This window comes from Bacillus thuringiensis, assembly GCF_001455345.1.
Taxonomy (GTDB): Bacteria; Bacillota; Bacilli; order Bacillales; family Bacillaceae_G; genus Bacillus_A; species Bacillus_A thuringiensis_N.
The window spans coordinates 202864-222210 of sequence record NZ_CP013274.1 but is presented as its reverse complement, the minus strand read 5'-3'; the positions used below and the strand labels follow the sequence as shown (position 1 = coordinate 222210).

Sequence of the window (19347 nt, the reverse complement as noted above, 5' to 3'; positions counted from 1 at the left end):
TAAGCGCTTATTATAAGTTTCTTCTATTTTCGTAGCTATCATCCCTGTTTATATACACCAATTATTTCAACATCGTAATTACTTCTTCTAATTTCATACCACGAGATGCTTTTACTAATACAACATCTTTCGCATCGACTACGGCTTGCAACTCTTTTACTAACTCTTCTTTATTATCATACGCCTTTACACGTTCATTAGGGAAATTAATTTTCGCTCCTTCAGCAATTTGAGCCCCTAATTTACCATATGTGAATACGTGTGAAACCTTTGCTGGATCGATTAATTTACCTACTTCATAATGAAACTGTACTTCTTGATCTCCAAGCTCTAACATATCACCTAGCACGACAATTTTTTTAGCAAATCCATCTAAACCATTCATTAGGTGGAATGCTGCTTCCATGGCTGTCGGGCTTGCATTGTAAGCATCATTGATAATTGTTAATCCACTATCTGTTTTTACAATTTCCATACGCATGCCTGTCATTTGAAGTGTGACTAAGCCTTGTTTCATTTCTTCCCACGTTACACCAAAATGTTTCGCAATTGCCATTGAAGCAAGTGTGTTATACACATTATGTTTTCCTAACACTGGTAAGTAGAATGAAGTATTTTCGTCTCTATTCATCTTAAAATGGGTTCCCGTCGCCTGTAATGTTACAGTTGTTGGATAATAATCATTTGCTCTAGCATCACCAAACGTAACTGTTTCAGCTATTAAATTCATTTCAGGAACACGATTTGTCAATAATGGCTCATCTCCGTTATATACGAACACTCCACCTTCTTGTAATCCTGTCACAATTTCTAATTTTGCTTCAGCAATCGCCTCACGAGAGCCTAAGTCCATTAAGTGTGCCTCACCAATGTTTGTAATGATAGCTGCATTTGGACGAGCTAACTTAGATAAGAATTCAATTTCACCTCGGCTTGACATACCCATTTCTAATACAGCTACTTCTGTATTTTCTTCTAAGTTTAAAATAGTAAGAGGTAACCCGATATGGTTATTGAAGTTTCCTTCTGTTTTTTGAACTTTGAATTTAGTTGCAAGAAGACTTGTTACAATATCTTTTGTAGATGTTTTACCGTTACTACCTGTCACACCAACAACTTTAACATCCAATTGATCGCGATAGCTTTTCGCTAACAATTGTAATGCCGATAGCGTGTCTTCTACAAGAATAACTGGAAGATTCTCAGGTGGATTTGCTACATCTTTCATCCACAATGTAGCAACAGCTCCATTTTCAACAGCTTTATCTACAAAAGCATGTCCATCGAAACGTTCACCTTGAATCGGAACATATAGGTTTCCTTTTTCAATTTTTCTCGTATCAATAGACACTCCTTGTATAGTAATTCCCTCATATTGCTCTGCTAATCCCGTACCATTTACCATCTGTTCTACTTGTTTTAACGTTCGATTTATCATAAAAACACTCCTTACATAGAGGAAGCACTATTCCTGCGAATAGTGCCTCCTCCTTTTTTGTTAGATTGTATATTTAATTTTTTGTTTTTCTTCGTGACGCTCAATTGCTAAACCGATTAGCTCTTCAATTAATTCCGGATACGGTAATCCAGTATGTTGCCATAGTAGAGGGAACATACTAAACGGCGTAAATCCTGGCATTGTATTTACTTCGTTAATATATACTTCTCCATCTTTCGTTAAGAAGAAATCAGCTCGTGTTAATCCAGCACCATCTAACGATTGGAACGCAATAATCGCATCTCGCTTAATAACATTAGACTCTTCTTCTGTCATTTCAGCTGGAATAATTAACGCTGTATCGCCATCAATATATTTCGACTTATAATCATAGAAGTCTTTTTTCGGTACGATTTCACCTACAACTGAACATTTCGGTTCATCATTACCTAGTACACCAACTTCTACTTCACGTCCAACAATATTCTCTTCTACAATAATTTTACGGTCAAATTGGAATGCCTCTTCAAATGCATTCTCAAGCTCTTCACGATTTTTACACTTATTAATACCAACACTTGAACCAAGGTTTGCTGGTTTTACGAAGCAAGGATATCCTAATACTTCTTCTACTTTTTCATATGCTGTTTCACAATCTTTTTCCCATGCGCTACGAATGAATGATGCATATTTTGCTTGTTTCAATCCAGCCTCTGCAAAGATGTTTTTCATAACAACTTTATCCATACCTGCAGCAGATGCTAGAACACCATTTCCTACATAAGGAATGTTCATTAATTCTAATAATCCTTGAACCGTTCCATCTTCACCATTCGGTCCATGTAGTAATGGGAATATAACGTCAATAGCATTTTCTTCAGAAGCTACAGATGGAATAATTTCTGTACTTAATGATAACGGAGAAATCGCATTTTCTGCACCGCTCATTTTTAGAACTTCAACATCTGTTACTTCACCTTCAATACGCTCACCGCGTACCCATTGACCTTGTTCTGTAATATAAATTGGATGAATCTCGAATTTATCTTGATTTAATGCTTTAATAGCAGCAAGAGCCGTTTGTAGCGAAACTTGATGCTCAGCTGATTTTCCACCGTATAATAAACCTAATTTAATTTTTGTCACTGAAATCACCCTAACCAATTGTTTTCATTTTTCTATTTTAGCACTTTTTATAAAAATAGGTAGTTCCTATTTGAAATAAAATGTAACTTCCACAAATAATTAAATGACACCACTTATTGGTTTTCTATACTTTTTCTACTTATCTTTTTTCATAAATATATAAAATTAAAACCCAATTTAGTTATGTACCTAAAATATGTAGAAATCCCCTTTTCGTGTATATCATCTACTCATTAAGAAGATTTTTTGGTCAGTGTGCCTTTTTGCCTTTGTTCAATGAGTCGATCTAAAGAAACATATACAACACCTGCAATTACACATCCTACAGCTAAAATTGTAAATAGAACGTGGCCAAGTAATCGATCTAGTAAAAAACCTCCAAGAAGTGGACCGAATGCACTTCCTGTAATCCACTGCAAACTTGCAGCTCCCATATAAGTCCCTCTCAAATTCTCAGGGGCCAAATTCGCTACAAACGTCATCTGTACAGGCGACATAATCATCTCACCTAACGTATATATGGCATACACAAACAGTAAAGTTATTAAAATAATTGTAGCATTTGTATCTAATCCTCCAAACCACTTCGGTAACCATCCTATAAAGAACAAACCAATCCCGAACAAACACGCACCATATAACATCGTCTTCCCGACTGGTTTATCTGCGGCCCATTTTGAAATTGGAAATTGGAATAGCACAACCAACAGTCCGTTTAGTGCCATTAAATAGGGATACGGATTGTTAATTCCAAAAATACCCCTCATTTCATTATCGAAATGCAACGGTAACATACCTTCCATTTGCGAAAATCCCATCGAAATAATGATACCCGCTAATAAATAAGTCATTAATGCCTTATCCCGCATTACAATTTTCCAAATTGCCCCGGATTCCTTCTCTTTATTCTCTTCTTTATTCATACCCTTTGGCATTGTCTCTTGAATAAGAACGAATACAAGTAATGCATAAAATAACATCGTAGACGAGGCAATAATAAACACAAGGTTCTTCGACAACACAACTACCGAAGCGCCCATTATCGGGCCAATTGCAGCACCTATATTGTGCCCCATTCGTAATAAACCATATGCTTCAGTTCTTTTTTCTGGCGTTGTTACATCCGCAACCATTGCTGATGCAGCTGGATGAAATAAAGAATTACTTAATCCTAAAAAAATAGATAAAATCGCATATGGAATAAATCCTTCTATAAATAGAAAACCGAGCATTAATAACGCATTACTCGCCATCGAAAATATCATAATTGGCTTTCTTCCATATATATCAGCAATTCTTCCTCCTATAATCGCTCCAAAGCTTGCAGCAATTGGAGAAAGCGCCATAATCACTCCGACCTGTAATAACGAATCTACCTTATCTTTTAAATATAATGCAAAAAAAGGCATCAACATCATCATCGCAATTCCATTTAACGTCTCTCCAATAAATCGAATCCATACGTTACGGTCCATCTCCCTTAACTCACGCCACGTATTCCTCATCATTTCACCCCTTTCGTTCACCAACAATTATCTTATAACTAATTCAGAAAAATGTAAATTTTCAAATAAAAAAATCCATTCTAACAGAATTAGAATGGATTTCCCTACTTATAGATTTGCTGCATCTTCTTCGTCTTTACTATTATTTAAAGCACTATGTTTACGGCTATATAAAAAGTAAACCGCAATACCAATAACCATCCATATCCCAAAACTAATCCAAGCCGTTCCGGATAATTGAAGCATTAAGTATAAACAAAAAATTACTGTTAACGCGGGTAAAAATGGTACAAGCGGCGCCTTAAATGCCCTCGGTAAGTCCGGATGAGTTCTTCTCATTACAATTACAGCAACAGCTACGAGTGCAAATGCTGACAATGTCCCCATATTTACAAGATGTGCTAATACATTTAAATCTATTAATCCTGAAATCAGTGCCGCAATAATTCCCGTTGTCCACGTATTTAAAAACGGTGTTTTAAATTTCGGGTGAACTTTAGCAAGACGTTTCGGTAATAATCCATCTCTACTCATTGCATACGAAACACGTACTTGCCCATACATCATAACTAGCATTACAGTTGTAATTCCGGTAATTGCTCCTACTGAAATTACTCCCGCTAAACCATCTTGTCCAATAAATTGAAGTGCAAAAGCAACTGGATCTGATATATTTAGCTGTCCGTATGGAACAATTCCTGTCAAAATAAGCGAAACAACGATATAAAGAACTGTACAAATTAATAACGATGCAATAATACCAATTGGTAAATCACGTTGTGGACGCTTCACTTCTTCTGCCGCTGTTGAAACTGCATCAAACCCTATGAATGCAAAGAACACTGTAGCAGCTCCAGCCATTACACCATCTAAACCAAACGGCATAAAAGGCGTCCAGTTTTCAGGTTTCACATAATTAAAACCAGCGAAGATAAAAATAAGAACAACCGCTATTTTAATAAATACCATAATATTATTTACACGTGCACTTTCACGAACACCTCTAGATAAAAGAACAGTCATCACTAAAATAATTAGAACCGCAGGTAAATCAATTATTCCACCCTTTCCTGTACCAGGGGCCGAGGAGAGAATGGTAGGAATATGGATTCCAAATCCCTTTAATAACGATTGGAAATAAGCGGACCAACCATTTGCCACAGCTGAGGTAGCAAGTAAATACTCAAGCATTAAGTCCCATCCAATTAAAAATGCGAATACTTCTCCCATCGTCGCATATGTATACGTATACACACTGCCTGAGACAGGAACTGAAGAAGCGAATTCAGCATAACAAAATGCAGCAAAGGCACAGGCTAACGCGGCTATCGCAAATGATAAGATAATAGCTGGTCCAGAATGTTTCGCCGCTACCACGCCCGTTAGAACAAAAATACCCGTCCCAACAATTGCCCCGATTCCAAGCATCGTTAAATCTAGCGCGCCCAATGTTCTTGCTAACGTCTTTTGCTTACTCTCTTGCATTAGCTTTGCAATAGGCTTCTTTTGAAAAATTTGCTTCATAGCATGCTCCTCCAAGTTTTAAATTTTCAGAAAATTTTTAATTCGCTTTTTTATTTTACTCATTGCACTTTCCCCAGTCAATGCTTTTGTCGAAATAAGTAGAAATCTTTCGGAACATACAATATCCTTATCGTTGTTTCTATATATCTTTCCGTATTTTTTTTTGGTATTATTATACATGTCGATTCCACAAAAGAGGCATGCTCACTTATTGAGCATGCCTCTTTTTACCTATTTCACAGTATGTGAACCTTCTTCAATCCAGCTATACATATATTTTTCATCTTCTGTTTCATGTGCTTGTTTTACAATACGAAGTGGACGGAATGTATCTATCATAACAGCTAATTCAAGCGTTTCTTTTTTCCCTATACTTCCCTCTGTTTTCCCAGGGTGCGGCCCATGAGGAATTCCGCTCGGATGAAGTGTAATAGAACCTTCTTCCACACCTTTCCGGCTCATAAAGTTTCCTTCTACATAGTACAGTACTTCATCACTATTCACGTTACTATGATAATATGGTGCCGGAATAGATTCTGGATGATAGTCGTATAAACGTGGTACGAAAGAACAAATAACGAAATTGTGACCTTCGAACGTTTGATGTACTGGAGGTGGCTGATGAATACGACCTGTGATTGGTTCAAAGTCCTCTACATTAAAGACCCACGGATATAAATAGCCATCCCAACCAACAACATCTAACGGATGGTGCCCTAAAACATGTTTATGCATATACCCTCGCGACTTTGTCATTACGACAAACTCACCTTTTTCATCATACGTCTCTAATTTTTCAGGACCACGAATATCTCTCTCACAAAACGGACTATGCTCTAACAATTGTCCATATTCATTACGATAGCGACGCGGTGTTGTAATTTGACTATTTGCTTCTACAACAAGAAACTTAGTCTCTCCTTCATCTGGAATAACACGATAAATCGTTCCAATTGGAATCGTTACATAATCACCTTTTCGATAGTGAATCGTTCCGAACATTGTTTCAATCTTCCCTGTTCCGTAATGAACAAATAACATTTCATCGCCATCACCATTACGGTAGAAATAGTCCATTTTTTCTGTTGGAGTCACTACTCCAATTAATAAATCCTCATTCCCAAGCATAAAGTTTCTTCCGCTTACTGCATCGCCAGTTTTTTTATTTTCTTTCGTGCGAAAATGCCGATGAGCAAGAGCTACATCTTCTTCATACTGCAACTGACAAGAATGAGATAATGCTGCATGACCTACTTCCGTTGGCATATAATGATGGTACAAAATAGATTGCGTACCCGAAAAACCTTTCGTTCCCATTACTTGTTCGCGATAGAGCGATCCATCCTTTTTACGGAATTGTACATGTCGTTTATGAGGTAGCTCCCCCATGTGACGATAAAACATGCCCATCACCTGCTTCCATTTCTTTTTTGACCGTATTACGTAATGTACCTAAACCAGTAATCGTAAGTTCTACAACATCTCCATCTTGCAGCCACTCTTCCGTGCCCAGTTCTAAAATACAACCTGTTCCTACTGTCCCAGAACCAATCACATCGCCTGGGTATAGCGTAACGTCTTTAGAAGCACGTTCAATCATTTCAGCAAATGTATAGTAAATATCTTGAAAGTTTCCTTTTGATAATAGCTTTCCATTTACATGAGCAGTCATCTCTAGTTCATAACGGTCACCGTTACGATAAACATCTAATTCCTCTTTCGTAACAAGGTGTGCTCCTAATGAAGTTGCAAAATCTTTTCCTTTTGCTGGACCGAGTCCTACCTTCATTTCTGCTGCTTGCAAGTCCCTTGCACTCCAGTCATTCATAATACAATAACCAAAAATGTATTCCTCTGCTTGCTCACGAGAAATATTTCTTCCTTCTTTCCCAATTACGCAAGCAATCTCTAACTCATAATCAAGTTTTTTAGATTTCTTCGGGCCAATTACAAAATCATCCGGACCAATTACAGCACGATGGTTCGTAAAATAAAAAACCGGGAAATCGTACCATTCAGGTACAACATCTAACCCTCTTCGGCCACGAGCCGTTTTTACATGCTGTTCAAACGCGTAAAAATCCCGAATACTACTCGGATTAGGAATTGCCGCCGCTAATTGTACTTCCTCTAAGGAATATAGCCCCTTTTCCGGATTCTTAATATTACGTAATACTTCTACATACTCATCCGCTTTCTCTAAAAAGGCGAACATAGAAGAAGGTAATTTCCCATCACTAGCAAGATTCATATCAATTACTTTGTCACCTTCAAGCCATCCAGCTCGCATTTCTTTCGAAGGAAGACGAAATGTAACAAATTTCATCACGATTCCTCCCTATGAAAATGAAATTTCCACCAGCAAAGGGACTTTTGCTGGTGGATACAAATCTTATAAGTTTCCGCGACGTTCCTGTTCTCTTTCAATTGATTCAAATAATGCTTTAAAGTTCCCTTCTCCAAATCCACGAGAACCTTTACGTTGAATGATTTCAATAAATAAAGTTGGACGATCTACAATTGGTTTCGTAAAGATTTGTAGTAAGTAGCCTTCATCATCGCGATCTACTAAAATCTTTAATTCTTTTAACCTATCAATTTCCTCATCAATTTTTCCAACTCGTGCACTTAACTCATCATAATAAGTATCTGGTGTATCTAAAAATTCCACACCATTTGCACGAAGCGCTTCTACTGTTTTAACAATGTCATTCGTTAATAAGGCAAGATGTTGTACACCCGCTCCATTGTAGAACTCTAAATATTCTTGAATTTGTGATTTTCTCTTTCCATCTGCTGGCTCGTTAATAGGGAACTTAATACGACTTCCATTTGTCATAACCTTCGACATTAATGCTGAATACTCTGTACTAATGTCATCATCATCAAAATGGATCATTTGTTTAAAGCCCATAACATTCTCGTAATAACTAACCCACTCTTCCATCTTTTCAACATTACCAACTACATGATCTACAGCAATTAAACCTGACTCTTCAAAAGGAATATTAAACTCGACCTTTTGGAATCCTGGCATAAATGTTCCTTTATAATTTTTACGCTCTACAAGCGTGTGAATTGTATCACCATACGTACCAATAACTGCTTTTTTCAATGTACCGTTCTCGTCTGTTAACTCTACAGGCGGAGCAATTGCGACGGCACCACGTTTCACTGCTTCCGAGTACGCTTTATCAACATCGTCAACAAGTAATGCCACATCTTTCACGCCATCACCATGAGTCTTTACAAACTCTGCGATACGATTTTCGCTACTTAAAGCTCCAGACACAACAAAACGCATATTTTTTTGCACAAGAACATAAGATACCTTCTCACGGTTACCAGTTTCTAATCCAGAGTAGGCTACAATTTTGAATCCGAATGCTCTCGCAAGGTAATAACTTGATTGCTTTGCATTTCCTACGTAAAATTCCAAATGGTCTACATCACGTACTGGAAAAAAGTCCTCCATTTGTGCAGCTAGCGTATCCATAGATTTTTGTTTCATAAAATCCTCATCCCCCTGTAAATAGATTAAATGGTTCATACTTAAAACCAACCGAAAACGCTTCCAACATTGATTAATAAAAATTAGTTAGCAAGCTAACAAATTCTGACCTTTAAAATTTTCTATCTTTTCCGTCAAATTCCTCTTTTTTTCTTACATATAAAATTCGACTTTTTTCTCTTTGAAATAAAGGGAGACTTTAATCAACGAAGGGTTCATCCCCGCTAATTATTAACCTTCACCAATTGAGCGTTTACGCGATAAAGGGAGACTATTAATGTTTTGGAGAGATATATAGGAGAAAACAAAAAAGACCCCAACATATTAACTACTTACTAATATGCTAGAGTCTTTATTTTTTTTGAATGATTGTATTTATTTGTCTCATACTAATACATTTGCAAGGAATAGAATAAATGATGTTAATACTACCGCTCCACCTAACGATCCTAATAAATCTGTTTTTGTTACTTGTAACACTTGTTCACTGTTCATATTCCTCATTCTCCTTTCATTTTGTAGGATTTAAAACTTCTATTACACTAATACACTTGATAGAAATACGATTAATGCTGTTAATACTACTGCTCCACTTGCTGATCCTACGAAGTCACCTTTTGTTACTTGTAATACTTGCTCTTTCATATTTTTCATTCTCCCTTCATTTGTTTTTTGTTACAAAACTTCTATTATACTAATACGCTTGATAGAAATACGATTAACGCTGTTAATACTACTGCTCCACTTGCTGATCCTACGAAGTCACCTTTTGTTACTTGTAATACTTGCTCTTTCATATTTTTCGTCCTCCTTTTTAATAAGTTATCTATATGTAATTTCTAAGAAATGTTTATTTCATAGTTTTTATGTTAGCGTTACATTAAATTTAATAACGTAACGTTTGTAACACTAATGTAACATAACTATTATTACGTTGCAATATAATTACATAAATTTTATTACACTTTTTTTACGTTTTTTTATAAACATCCTCAAAAACCTTGTTTTAATGCACTTTCTACTAAGTTCATGTTTGTAACATTCATGTAATATTACAGCCATATAACAAAACATACCCATACCTATCTCTACTTTTGTTACAAATTAAGATAAATCTTTCATTAAGAAGGTGGAATCTATCAAATTCTTACTGATAGTCCATACGAGATAAAATACAATCTTTCCAAGATAAGTTTATATGTTTCCTCTATATAACTATGTATAATAAAAACAAAGAGGTGGTCATTTTGAAATTAATCGCATTAGATATGGATGGTACACTACTATCATCTAATCTTGAAATCTCCAAAGAAAACCTACAAGCAATCCAAACTGCACAAAAAGCTGGTCATATTGTAATGATTTGTTCTGGTCGTGCGAAAGAGGATGCTTTAAAGCTATTGGAAGAATATAAATTATCTCTTCCAGTCGGAGCAAGCAATGGGGCTATTGTTTATGTGGATGGAAAAGTAATTAACTCGCGTTGTATACAAAACGACAAAGTGTACAAACTTGCAAAATTACTAGAATCTGAAGGTTTCCCATATAAGCTATATACAAATAGAGGAGTTTATTCTCCATATACATGGCAAGATCAAGTGATGCAAGCGTTCGAAGAAAATAAGCATGCGCTCGATGTTACATTAGAGGAACTTGAACGAATTACCGAAAAGCAAAAGAAATCGAACCTAATTACTGATTTCAAAAAAATAGAAGATGTTGTGAATAACCAAGAACTAGAAATATCTAAATTCTTCATTTTAACGTTTAATGCAGCGCATCGGGCACAGCTATTAAGTATGTTACAAGAAGACACTGATATTATGGTTACAGCATCTGCCCCTACTAATTTAGAAATTATGGATAAGAACGGGCATAAAGGGAATGGACTGAAACAAATGGCAGCCCACTTTAATATACCAATTGAAGATACAGTTGCTATCGGTGACAATTTTAACGATGTACCCATGTTAGAAGTAGCTGGTTTATCAGTTGCAATGGGAAATGCTGAAGAAGATGTAAAAAAACTATGTGATGTTGTAACATTAACAAACAATGAACATGGTGTTGCTCATGCAATCGAGCAATTTGTATTGAAACAAACTTCATCTAGTAAATGAAAAAAGGACTCTTTCAACCTCTGAAAGAGTCCTTCTCTTTTATACATGGTGACAAGCAACAAAGTGATCTCCACCAACATTACGAAATTCTGGTACTGTTTTTTTACAAACATCTGTTGCAAACGGGCATCGCGTATGAAAGCGACAACCCGAAGGTGGATTTGCTGGGCTTGGAATATCCCCTTCCAATATAATTCGCTCTCGCTTCACTGTTGGATCTGGTATTGGCACAGCCGATAACAATGCTTTTGTATACGGATGAAGTGGATTCGTAAATAACTCATCACGCGGTGCTGTCTCCACAATCGTACCTAAATACATAATTCCGATTTTCGTACATAAATGTTCGACTACACTTAAATCATGTGAAATGAATAAATAAGATAATCCCTTTTTCTCCTGTAACTCACTAAATAAATTAATGATCTGTGCTTGAATAGATACATCTAGTGCTGCCACAGGTTCGTCAGCTACAATAAATTCTGGGTTTAATACCATAGCTCTTGCGATAACAATACGCTGACGTTGTCCACCAGAAAACTCATGAGGGTACCGGTCAATATGGTATGGAGCTAAGCCACATAACTCTAATACTTCTGTCACCTTTTCACGCACATTTTCTTTCGTCGCTAATCCGTGGGCTAACATTGGCTCTCCAAGCGCTTCTCCAATTCTCATTCTCGGATTTAATGAGCTAAATGGATCTTGAAACACAAGCTGCATATTAGGACGGTTTTTTCTTAATTCCTCTTTTGATAAAGAATGAACATCGTGTCCTTTAAACTTCACTTCCCCCTCCGTTTTTTGGACGAGACGTAAAATGGTTTTTCCTATCGTCGTTTTTCCACTTCCTGATTCACCAACGAGACCGAACACTTCGCCTTTATTAATAGTAAAACTTACTCCATCAACTGCTTTTACATGTCCAACTGTTCTACTAAATATGCCGCCTTTAATCGGAAAATATGTTTTTAAGTTTTTTACTTCTAATAATGGTTCACTCATTGTTCCGCACGCTCCTCATATAACCAGCAAGCTACTTTATGATTCTCATCATGTACATTCAGATTTGGCGCTTCTTCTTTACATATTTCCATACAATGCTCACAACGACCGCTAAAGTAGCAAAACTCATCCAAACCAACTAAATTAGGAACTTGCCCTGGAATAGAATATAGTTTATCTATTCGTTTTCCCATCACTGGTTTTGATTTCAACAATCCTTTCGTGTACGGGTGTTTCGGATTTTGGAATATCTCTAGTACTGGTGCTTCTTCAATAACTTTCCCACCATACATAACGACAACGTAATCAGCCATTTCTGCTACAACGCCTAAATCATGTGTAATTAATAAAATTGATGTTTTAAATTCCTCTTTTATTTGCCTTAATAAGTCTAATATTTGGGCTTGAATCGTAACATCAAGAGCCGTTGTCGGCTCATCAGCAATTAATAACTTAGGATTACAACTAAGTGCAACAGCAATCATAATACGTTGTAACATCCCGCCGCTCAGTTCGTGCGGATAAGAATGGACGATTTCATCCGCACGAGCAATGCCGACTTTACGAATTAATTCAATTGCTTTCTTATACGCTTCATTTTTACTAAGTAATTCATGTTCCCTTAACGTTTCTACAATTTGCTCTCCTACAGTGAAGACCGGATTCAGCGATGTCATCGGTTCTTGGAAAATCATCGCAATATCATTACCTCGCAAACTACGAAGCTCCTTCTCTTTCATTCCTAAAAGACTTTTTCCTTCATATAAAATATCTCCACCTACTACTCTGCCGGATTCAGCAATAAGTCCCATAATAGATAAAGCTGTTACACTTTTCCCGCAACCCGATTCACCTACTACACAAACCGTTTCACCTTCTCGAACAGCAAAACTAACATGGTTTACAGCCTTTACTGTCCCTTCTTCTGTCTGAAAGTGTGTTTGTAAATCTTTCAGTTCTACTACCGCTCTACTCATACCTTCTCACCTACCGTCTCATCTTTGGATCTAACGCATCACGAAGTGCATCACCAAGTAAATTAATTGATACAACTGTTATAAAGATTGCGAAACCAGGCGGAATCCATAACCACGGCCGCTTTTGGAAATCAATTAATGAGTTAGCTGCGCTAATCATATTCCCCCATGATGGTGTAGGTGGGACGACGCCGAGACCTAAGTAACTTAGTGCTGATTCACTTAAAATAGATCCAGCCACACCCAAAGTTGCTACAACAATAAGCAACGGAAAGACGTTAGGAATTAAATGATGGATAATTTTCCGAGAATCCTTTAATCCTAATACATCTGCTGCTTGCATAAAGGCTTGCTCCCGCAATGTTAAAATTTGTCCCCTCACAAGACGAGCAAGTCCTGGCCATCCTACTAAACTTAAAATAATCATTACAACATATAAACGGTATTCCGATGGTAATTTCCATTCTGACAGAATTGCCCCCATTATAATAAGTAGCGGTAATCCCGGAATGGACATTAACACATCCGCAACACGCATAATTAAATGATCTACAACCCCTCGATAAAAACCAGCAATCGCTCCTAATAGAGCTCCTAGTATAACGGATAGTAGCATCGACGCTAAACCAATCGTTAGTGAGATACGTCCCGCTTGCATAAGTCTAGTTAAAATATCCCGTCCCAACTGGTCGGTTCCAAGCCAATGTGATAGGCTGGGTGGTTTATTAATTTGTGTTACTTGTACTTTCCCATCAGCATACGGTGAAAAGATTGGACCGATAAAACTAAATAAAAACATGAATATTAAAACGTATAAGCCATACAATGCCATCTTATTTTTCTTGATTTTTTTATACGCTTGGCGCCATGGTGATGATTCGTTTCTCTTTTTTCGTTCTTTCTTTTTCTCTATTATTGGTGTAATAGTCTCCATATCTTTCCCCCCTTACTTCAATCGAATTCTTGGATCAACAAACGCATATACAATATCAGCTAAGAAATTAGCCATAATGGTTAAACAAGAAAGAAACATCGTAAAGGCCATTAATACCGTATAATCACGGAAGTTTAATGCTTCTAATTGAATACTCCCAATCCCTGGCCAGTTAAAAATCTGTTCAATAATAATAGCTCCTGAAAATAAACCTGGTAATTCAAAAGCAAGTAATGTAATTGCTGGTAAAATTGCATTTTTCAATGCATGTTTATAAATAACAGTTCTTTCTTTTAAACCTTTTGCACGAGCAGTACGAATATAATCTTGCCTAACAACATCCAACATGCCGGTTCTAAAATATCGTGTTAACGACCCTACACCAAGAAGCGTTAAAATAAACACAGGTAGAATCATGTGACGTAATACTTCTAATATGTATGCTATCCCTGTTGAGTTACTCCCAATATCAATCATGCCACCAATAGGTAGTAACTTTAAATCAACTGCTAATAATTTAATTAAAAATAGTCCGATAAAGAATGATGGAAATGACATTGCTGCAAAAACACCAATTGTTACCAATCTATCAAACCAAGAATGCTGCTTTGTTGCAGAAATAACCCCAATAATAAGAGCAATAATCCAAGTGAAAAATAAAGCTGCAACAGCAACAATAAATGTATTCCAAATGAATTTATTAAGTAATGAAGTTACCGGTTCTTGGTACTGTAAAGAAAATCCAAAATCACCATGCAAAGCATTCACTAACCAATGAAAATACCTTTCAATAATCGGTTTGTTTAAGCCGTATAATTCCCTTAATTCTTGGGCTCTCTCTGGTGTTAACTTCGGATTTGAATCAATATAATCTCCCGGCAAAAGTGCAAATAAGAAAAAAATAATAATAGATGTACCAAACAATGTAGGGATCATTTGAAGGAACCTACGAATGATATATGTTTTCACCTTTTGTCTCCCCAATCCTATTTACTTAAAAATAGAAGAACATTTTTTCAAAACAGCTACCATTCCATTGCTGTGTGAAAAAACGTCTTCTATTATTTAGGTCAACCCTTATTGTTCAATAGATAACACTGGTAAGTTGGAACTGATGCCATCGTACTTTTCTGGATCAATCCCTTTTATACGCGCATTATGAGCATAAAGTAGTTTACGATAGTTTAATAAAATAACTGGTGGATCATCACTTAACTCTTTATACAGCTCTTTATAAATCGCTTTACGTTTTTCAATATCTGTCGTTCCTATACCTTTTACAATCAAATCGTCTACTTTCGGATTATTATAACCCGTATCACTTTTTGGATTAGTTGATAAGTACTCACTTACAACTTCACTTGGATCACTAATCCCTGGTGTTGAAACTGCTGCTAAATCGTAGTCACCTTTTCCTACTTTTGAAAGCATCGTATTAAAGTCCATCAACTCTGGATTTAATTCAACACCAATTTCTTTGTAACTTTCTTTTGCAATCGGAATAAAGATATCATTTGTTTTACCTGTATTTGATGCGTAGTATGTTAATTTTAATTTTTGACCATCTTTTTCACGAACCCCGTCAGAACCTACTTTCCAACCAGCCTCATCCAATAATTTTTTAGCCTTTTCTACGTCGTGCGGATATTTATTAATACCTTCTTCTGTATATGCCCATGAAACTGGAGCAATTGGTACGTTAGCAACAGAGCCATATCCTTGTAAAGCTGTATCCACATACTTCTTACGGTCTAATCCATAAGTAAGTGCTTGGCGTACCTTTTTATCTTTCAAATACGACTTCTTATTATTTACATAGATATAAGCAATATCACTTGATGATTCAAGATTAATATTTGCAAACTCTAATCCTTTTAATTGGTCTATATTCTCAGGATTCGCTCTAAATCCACTATAGTCCAGTTCACCGGTTTGGAATAATTGGAATCCAGTATCACCTGATGTGATTTTATAAATAAAGTTTTTAATTTTTGGTTTACCTGCATAATAATGTTCGTTAGCAACAAAGCGTACTTCTTGACCTGGAACATATTTTTCAAATTTATATGGACCCGCTGCAATTGGTTGCCCATATAATGCTTTTAAATAGTCTAAACTTGTATTTTGTTTGTAATCTTTTCCATAGTAAGCTTTTGATAACACTGGGCCACCTAAATTCGTTAGCGCCTGTGAATTAACTTTTTCAGTTGTAATTTTAATTGTCTGTGGATCAACAACTTGAATTCCTTCAATAGAAGTTGCTTTTCCTTCTTTATATTCTTTCCCACCTTTAACAGCATACTGAGCAATATCCAATCCACCTTCATACGCTTTATCATGAAGTAGTGTTAATGTAAATGCTACGTCATCCGCCGTTAAAGGCGACCCATCACTAAATTTTAAATTTTTACGTAAGTGGAATGTATATGTTAATTGGTCAGCAGAAATATCCCATTTTTCTGCAAGATCCGGAACAGGTTTACTTTGTTTGTCTGTTGTTACTAATGACGCAAAAATAACAGACGTTACATTTCCATCCCAACCATTCTCTTGGAAATATGGAAGGAAAACTCCCCCTGGCTTAGAAATGGCTGTAATAAAAGTATCTTTTCGTTGATTTGCTTTCTCTGGACTTTTCTTTTTATCTGTAGCTGGAATTGATTCAATCTTAGCGTCTTTTAAATCCTGCTTTTTTACCGGTTCTGTAGAAGCCGTATCTTCCTGTCCCCCACAAGCAGATAACACAAGCGAACTACTCAGTAATACGGAAAATACACCAGCCCATTTTTTTGTCTTTTTCTCCATTGTCCCCACCCTAACTGTTTAATAGTTATACCCTTTGAACTTATTAGCTTATGTATGCCTCCCACAGCACATTTATAGCCAATCGGAAAAGTCGGTTTTAATCGTAAAAAAATAGATGTTTTTGAGGGGTAACAATTTTATTCCGACCTTTCCGGTAGACTTTATGGTTATTAGCTTATATCGTCCGTTATATTTTGTCAATTCTTTCTAAATAAATATTTTGAGAATTTTTTCAAAATTATTGTTCTATCTTTAATTTAGGTAAACTTAACAAAATACCGTTATAGTTATCTTCTTGTAATCCTTGAATGCGTGCATGATGTGCAGACACAACTTTACTATTATTTAAGAAGATTACAGGCGGATTTTCACTCAACTCCTGGTACAACTTTTTATAAATTTCTTTTCGTTTTTCAATATCTAATGTTTCTAGTGCCTGCTTCGCTAATTCATCTACTTTCGGATTATGGTATCCATCATAGTTTCGTTTACTTGTCGAAACAAACTCCTCAATTGTTCCACTCGGATCATCAATCATTGGCGTAGATACCATTGCTAAATCATAATCACCTTTTATCACTTTGGAAATCATCGTATTAAAGTCCATATATTCTGGGTTAAACTCTACACCAAGCTTTTTATAATCCTCTTTCATCACCGGTATCATTACATCATTTATTTTACTTGCAGAAGAAGCAAAATAACTTACCTTCAATTTTTGGCCATCTTTTTCGCGGATTCCATCTGAACCTGGTTTCCATCCAGCCTCATCCAATAATTTCTTTGCTTTCTCTAAGTTATACTCATATTTATTAATACCTTCTTCTGTATACGCCCAAGAAACTGGCGTAATCGGTACATTAACGAGTGAAGCATAACCTTGGAAATACGTATCAATAACCTTTTGACGCTCTAATCCGTAAATAAATGCTTGGCGGACACGCTTATCTTTAAAGTATGGTTTCTTATAATTCATTTTAATGTAGCCGTAAGAACTTCCTGTATACACATTAATATTAGCAAAACCTAAATCTTTTAATTGTTCAACCGTCTCCACGTTTGTTGTAAAACCATCATAATCTACTTCTCCTGCTTGAAATTGTTGTAGCTTCGTATCACCTTTTGTAATTTTATAAATAAAGTGCTCAATCTTTGGTTTTCCTTCAAAATAATTTTCATTTGCTACAAATCGAACCTCTTGACCCGGAATATATTTATCCAATTTATAAGCTCCTGCCCCTACCGGCTTGCCATACAACTCTTTTAAATACTCCAAGTGTCCTTGTTTATACTCTTTCCCGTAATAAGCTTTAGATATAACTTCTCCGCCGATTAATGATAGTGTTTGAGCATTTACCTTTTCAGTGGTAATCGTAATTGTTTTCGGATCAATGACTTGAATTCCCTCAATAGAGGTTGCCTTTCCTTCTCTATAAGCTTGCCCACCTTTTATTGCTGTTTGGCTTATATCAGTCGCACCACTATAAGTTGGATCATGTAATAACGTTAATGTAAATGCTACATCATCTGCAGTTAACGACGAACCATCACTAAACTTTAAATCATCTTTCAAATGGAATGTATATGTAAGCTGATCCTCCGAAATATCCCACTTCTTCGCTAATATTGGAATTCGCTTTCCTTCCTTATCCAGTCCGACAAGAGGAGCGAAGATAGCTTGCGTTATATTACCATCCCATCCATTCTCCATAAAATGCGGAAGAAATATCCCCCCAGGACTTGGCATGCCAACTACAAAAGTATCTTTTCTTTCTTTTGCTTTTATAGGGCTTTTTGCTTTGTCACTTGCCTTAATAAATTCATCTTTTATTTTTGGTACGTTCCCAGCTTCATTTGTACTTGCTTCCTCTTGACCACATCCAGCTAGTAATACTGACATACTAAGAAATGTAGCAATTGCTCCTTTAAAAGCATTTTTCATTTCACTCTCACCTTTACCTTCCTAATTTTTAACGATGTAGGAACATAGACCTCCTCCCTGTAACTATCTTTATTTTTCCTATAAAAATAGTATGAATTAATTTCAAGATTATTCCTTTCCTCCAAACATGTCAATCTTTCTCCTTTATTTCATATTAAAAACTTAAAAAATTCACTTCTATTCGCTCAGCATGAAACATAGAATGTTAATAACACATTACCAAAAAGGGGGCGAAAACATGGACAACCTATTCCAATACGTCCTGCACTACGTATTATTAACAATTATGATAGTCGGGGCGCTATTACTATTCCCATTCTTCCCAAAGTTCGTCCTCTTTTTAGCTTTTTTTATTATGCTCGGGATCGCTATTATCATTTCAACAAGGGAAGATGCCACACAAAAAGAAAGCAGAGTTCAGCGTGTAAAGCTGTAACTCT

Annotated in this window: 18 protein-coding genes; 2 read left to right on the top strand and 16 right to left on the bottom strand. The window is 36.1% G+C overall.

Annotation, left to right across the window (positions count from 1 at the left end; genetic code table 11):
* Window positions 1-61: 61 nt before the first annotated feature.
* From murF to ATN06_RS01410, 10 genes are all read right to left on the bottom strand, one after another.
* On the bottom strand, window positions 62-1438 hold the full coding sequence (gene murF, locus ATN06_RS01455; RefSeq protein ID WP_060629285.1) for a UDP-N-acetylmuramoyl-tripeptide--D-alanyl-D-alanine ligase: 1377 nt from the start codon (window positions 1436-1438) through the stop codon (window positions 62-64).
* A 60-nt stretch (window positions 1439-1498) separates the two neighbouring features.
* On the bottom strand, window positions 1499-2584 hold the full coding sequence (locus tag ATN06_RS01450; protein ID WP_060629284.1) for a D-alanine--D-alanine ligase: 1086 nt from the start codon (window positions 2582-2584) through the stop codon (window positions 1499-1501).
* Between the two features lie 233 nt (window positions 2585-2817).
* Window positions 2818-4089, bottom strand: a complete 1272-nt coding sequence (locus tag ATN06_RS01445) for an MDR family MFS transporter (RefSeq protein ID WP_060629283.1) — start codon at window positions 4087-4089, stop codon at window positions 2818-2820.
* A 108-nt stretch (window positions 4090-4197) separates the two neighbouring features.
* Window positions 4198-5613: a branched-chain amino acid transporter BcaP gene (locus tag ATN06_RS01440; protein WP_060629282.1), complete on the bottom strand. Its 1416-nt coding sequence runs from the start codon at window positions 5611-5613 to the stop codon at window positions 4198-4200.
* Between the two features lie 231 nt (window positions 5614-5844).
* On the bottom strand, window positions 5845-7017 hold the full coding sequence (locus ATN06_RS01435; RefSeq protein WP_060629281.1) for a homogentisate 1,2-dioxygenase: 1173 nt from the start codon (window positions 7015-7017) through the stop codon (window positions 5845-5847).
* Entirely contained in the window at window positions 6983-7939 is a 957-nt protein-coding gene (locus tag ATN06_RS01430; RefSeq protein WP_060629280.1) for a fumarylacetoacetate hydrolase family protein, read from the bottom strand. The genes ATN06_RS01435 and ATN06_RS01430 overlap by 35 nt, the downstream gene beginning before the upstream one ends.
* Before the next feature lie 66 nt (window positions 7940-8005).
* Window positions 8006-9124, bottom strand: coding sequence for a 4-hydroxyphenylpyruvate dioxygenase (gene hppD / locus ATN06_RS01425; protein WP_060629279.1), 1119 nt, complete (start codon window positions 9122-9124; stop codon window positions 8006-8008).
* A 384-nt stretch (window positions 9125-9508) separates the two neighbouring features.
* Window positions 9509-9619 carry a DUF3948 family protein gene (locus ATN06_RS01420; protein WP_001083700.1) on the bottom strand — a complete coding sequence of 37 codons (111 nt, stop codon included), beginning with the start codon at window positions 9617-9619 and terminating at the stop codon, window positions 9509-9511.
* 42 nt (window positions 9620-9661) lie between these two features.
* Window positions 9662-9778 (bottom strand): DUF3948 family protein, encoded by a 117-nt coding sequence (locus ATN06_RS01415; RefSeq protein WP_001984868.1) that lies wholly within the window; start codon window positions 9776-9778, stop codon window positions 9662-9664.
* A gap of 35 nt (window positions 9779-9813) precedes the next feature.
* The gene (locus ATN06_RS01410; RefSeq protein WP_000664237.1) at window positions 9814-9921 is read right to left on the bottom strand and encodes a DUF3948 family protein; all 108 of its coding nucleotides are present in this window, start codon (window positions 9919-9921) and stop codon (window positions 9814-9816) included.
* Between the two features lie 450 nt (window positions 9922-10371).
* On the opposite strand from ATN06_RS01410, the gene ATN06_RS01400 reads away from it, so the two are divergent.
* Window positions 10372-11244, top strand: a complete 873-nt coding sequence (locus ATN06_RS01400) for a Cof-type HAD-IIB family hydrolase (protein ID WP_060629278.1) — start codon at window positions 10372-10374, stop codon at window positions 11242-11244.
* Window positions 11245-11283: 39 nt separating this feature from the next.
* Here the strand turns inward: ATN06_RS01400 and ATN06_RS01395 are convergent, their stop codons facing one another.
* The 6 genes from ATN06_RS01395 to ATN06_RS01370 all read right to left on the bottom strand — a co-directional run bounded on the left by ATN06_RS01395 (window position 11284) and on the right by ATN06_RS01370 (window position 18907).
* Window positions 11284-12249, bottom strand: a complete 966-nt coding sequence (locus tag ATN06_RS01395) for an ABC transporter ATP-binding protein (protein ID WP_060629277.1) — start codon at window positions 12247-12249, stop codon at window positions 11284-11286.
* On the bottom strand, window positions 12246-13226 hold the full coding sequence (locus tag ATN06_RS01390) for an ABC transporter ATP-binding protein (protein WP_060629276.1): 981 nt from the start codon (window positions 13224-13226) through the stop codon (window positions 12246-12248). Before ATN06_RS01390 ends, ATN06_RS01395 begins: the two co-directional genes overlap by 4 nt.
* A gap of 10 nt (window positions 13227-13236) precedes the next feature.
* Window positions 13237-14160 carry an oligopeptide ABC transporter permease gene (opp4C, locus tag ATN06_RS01385; protein WP_000447962.1) on the bottom strand — a complete coding sequence of 308 codons (924 nt, stop codon included), beginning with the start codon at window positions 14158-14160 and terminating at the stop codon, window positions 13237-13239.
* A 12-nt stretch (window positions 14161-14172) separates the two neighbouring features.
* The gene (locus tag ATN06_RS01380; RefSeq protein WP_060629275.1) at window positions 14173-15129 is read right to left on the bottom strand and encodes an ABC transporter permease; all 957 of its coding nucleotides are present in this window, start codon (window positions 15127-15129) and stop codon (window positions 14173-14175) included.
* A gap of 108 nt (window positions 15130-15237) precedes the next feature.
* Window positions 15238-16965: an ABC transporter substrate-binding protein gene (locus ATN06_RS01375; protein ID WP_060629274.1), complete on the bottom strand. Its 1728-nt coding sequence runs from the start codon at window positions 16963-16965 to the stop codon at window positions 15238-15240.
* A 238-nt stretch (window positions 16966-17203) separates the two neighbouring features.
* Entirely contained in the window at window positions 17204-18907 is a 1704-nt protein-coding gene (locus ATN06_RS01370) for an ABC transporter substrate-binding protein (RefSeq protein WP_060629273.1), read from the bottom strand.
* 238 nt (window positions 18908-19145) lie between these two features.
* Between ATN06_RS01370 and ATN06_RS01365 the strand changes: the two genes are divergently transcribed.
* On the top strand, window positions 19146-19343 hold the full coding sequence (locus tag ATN06_RS01365) for a hypothetical protein (RefSeq protein ID WP_000369254.1): 198 nt from the start codon (window positions 19146-19148) through the stop codon (window positions 19341-19343).
* The last annotated feature ends 4 nt before the right edge of the window (window positions 19344-19347 follow it).

Bases quoted from the DNA above. Each gene is read 5' to 3' on its own strand.
- ATN06_RS01445 (WP_060629283.1), bottom strand. From the start codon at position 4,089: ATGAGGAATACGTGGCGTGAGTTAAGGGAGATGGACCGTAACGTATGG.
- ATN06_RS01410 (WP_000664237.1), bottom strand. From the start codon at position 9,921: ATGAAAGAGCAAGTATTACAAGTAACAAAAGGTGACTTCGTAGGATCA.
- ATN06_RS01395 (WP_060629277.1), bottom strand. From the start codon at position 12,249: ATGAGTGAACCATTATTAGAAGTAAAAAACTTAAAAACATATTTTCCG.
- ATN06_RS01435 (WP_060629281.1), bottom strand. From the start codon at position 7,017: ATGTTTTATCGTCACATGGGGGAGCTACCTCATAAACGACATGTACAA.
- ATN06_RS01440 (WP_060629282.1), bottom strand. From the start codon at position 5,613: ATGAAGCAAATTTTTCAAAAGAAGCCTATTGCAAAGCTAATGCAAGAG.
- hppD (WP_060629279.1), bottom strand. From the start codon at position 9,124: ATGAAACAAAAATCTATGGATACGCTAGCTGCACAAATGGAGGACTTT.
- ATN06_RS01365 (WP_000369254.1), top strand. From the start codon at position 19,146: ATGGACAACCTATTCCAATACGTCCTGCACTACGTATTATTAACAATT.
- ATN06_RS01370 (WP_060629273.1), bottom strand. From the start codon at position 18,907: ATGAAAAATGCTTTTAAAGGAGCAATTGCTACATTTCTTAGTATGTCA.
- ATN06_RS01375 (WP_060629274.1), bottom strand. From the start codon at position 16,965: ATGGAGAAAAAGACAAAAAAATGGGCTGGTGTATTTTCCGTATTACTG.
- ATN06_RS01390 (WP_060629276.1), bottom strand. From the start codon at position 13,226: ATGAGTAGAGCGGTAGTAGAACTGAAAGATTTACAAACACACTTTCAG.
- ATN06_RS01430 (WP_060629280.1), bottom strand. From the start codon at position 7,939: ATGAAATTTGTTACATTTCGTCTTCCTTCGAAAGAAATGCGAGCTGGA.
- murF (WP_060629285.1), bottom strand. From the start codon at position 1,438: ATGATAAATCGAACGTTAAAACAAGTAGAACAGATGGTAAATGGTACG.
- opp4C (WP_000447962.1), bottom strand. From the start codon at position 14,160: ATGGAGACTATTACACCAATAATAGAGAAAAAGAAAGAACGAAAAAAG.
- ATN06_RS01420 (WP_001083700.1), bottom strand. From the start codon at position 9,619: ATGAACAGTGAACAAGTGTTACAAGTAACAAAAACAGATTTATTAGGA.
- ATN06_RS01415 (WP_001984868.1), bottom strand. From the start codon at position 9,778: ATGAAAAATATGAAAGAGCAAGTATTACAAGTAACAAAAGGTGACTTC.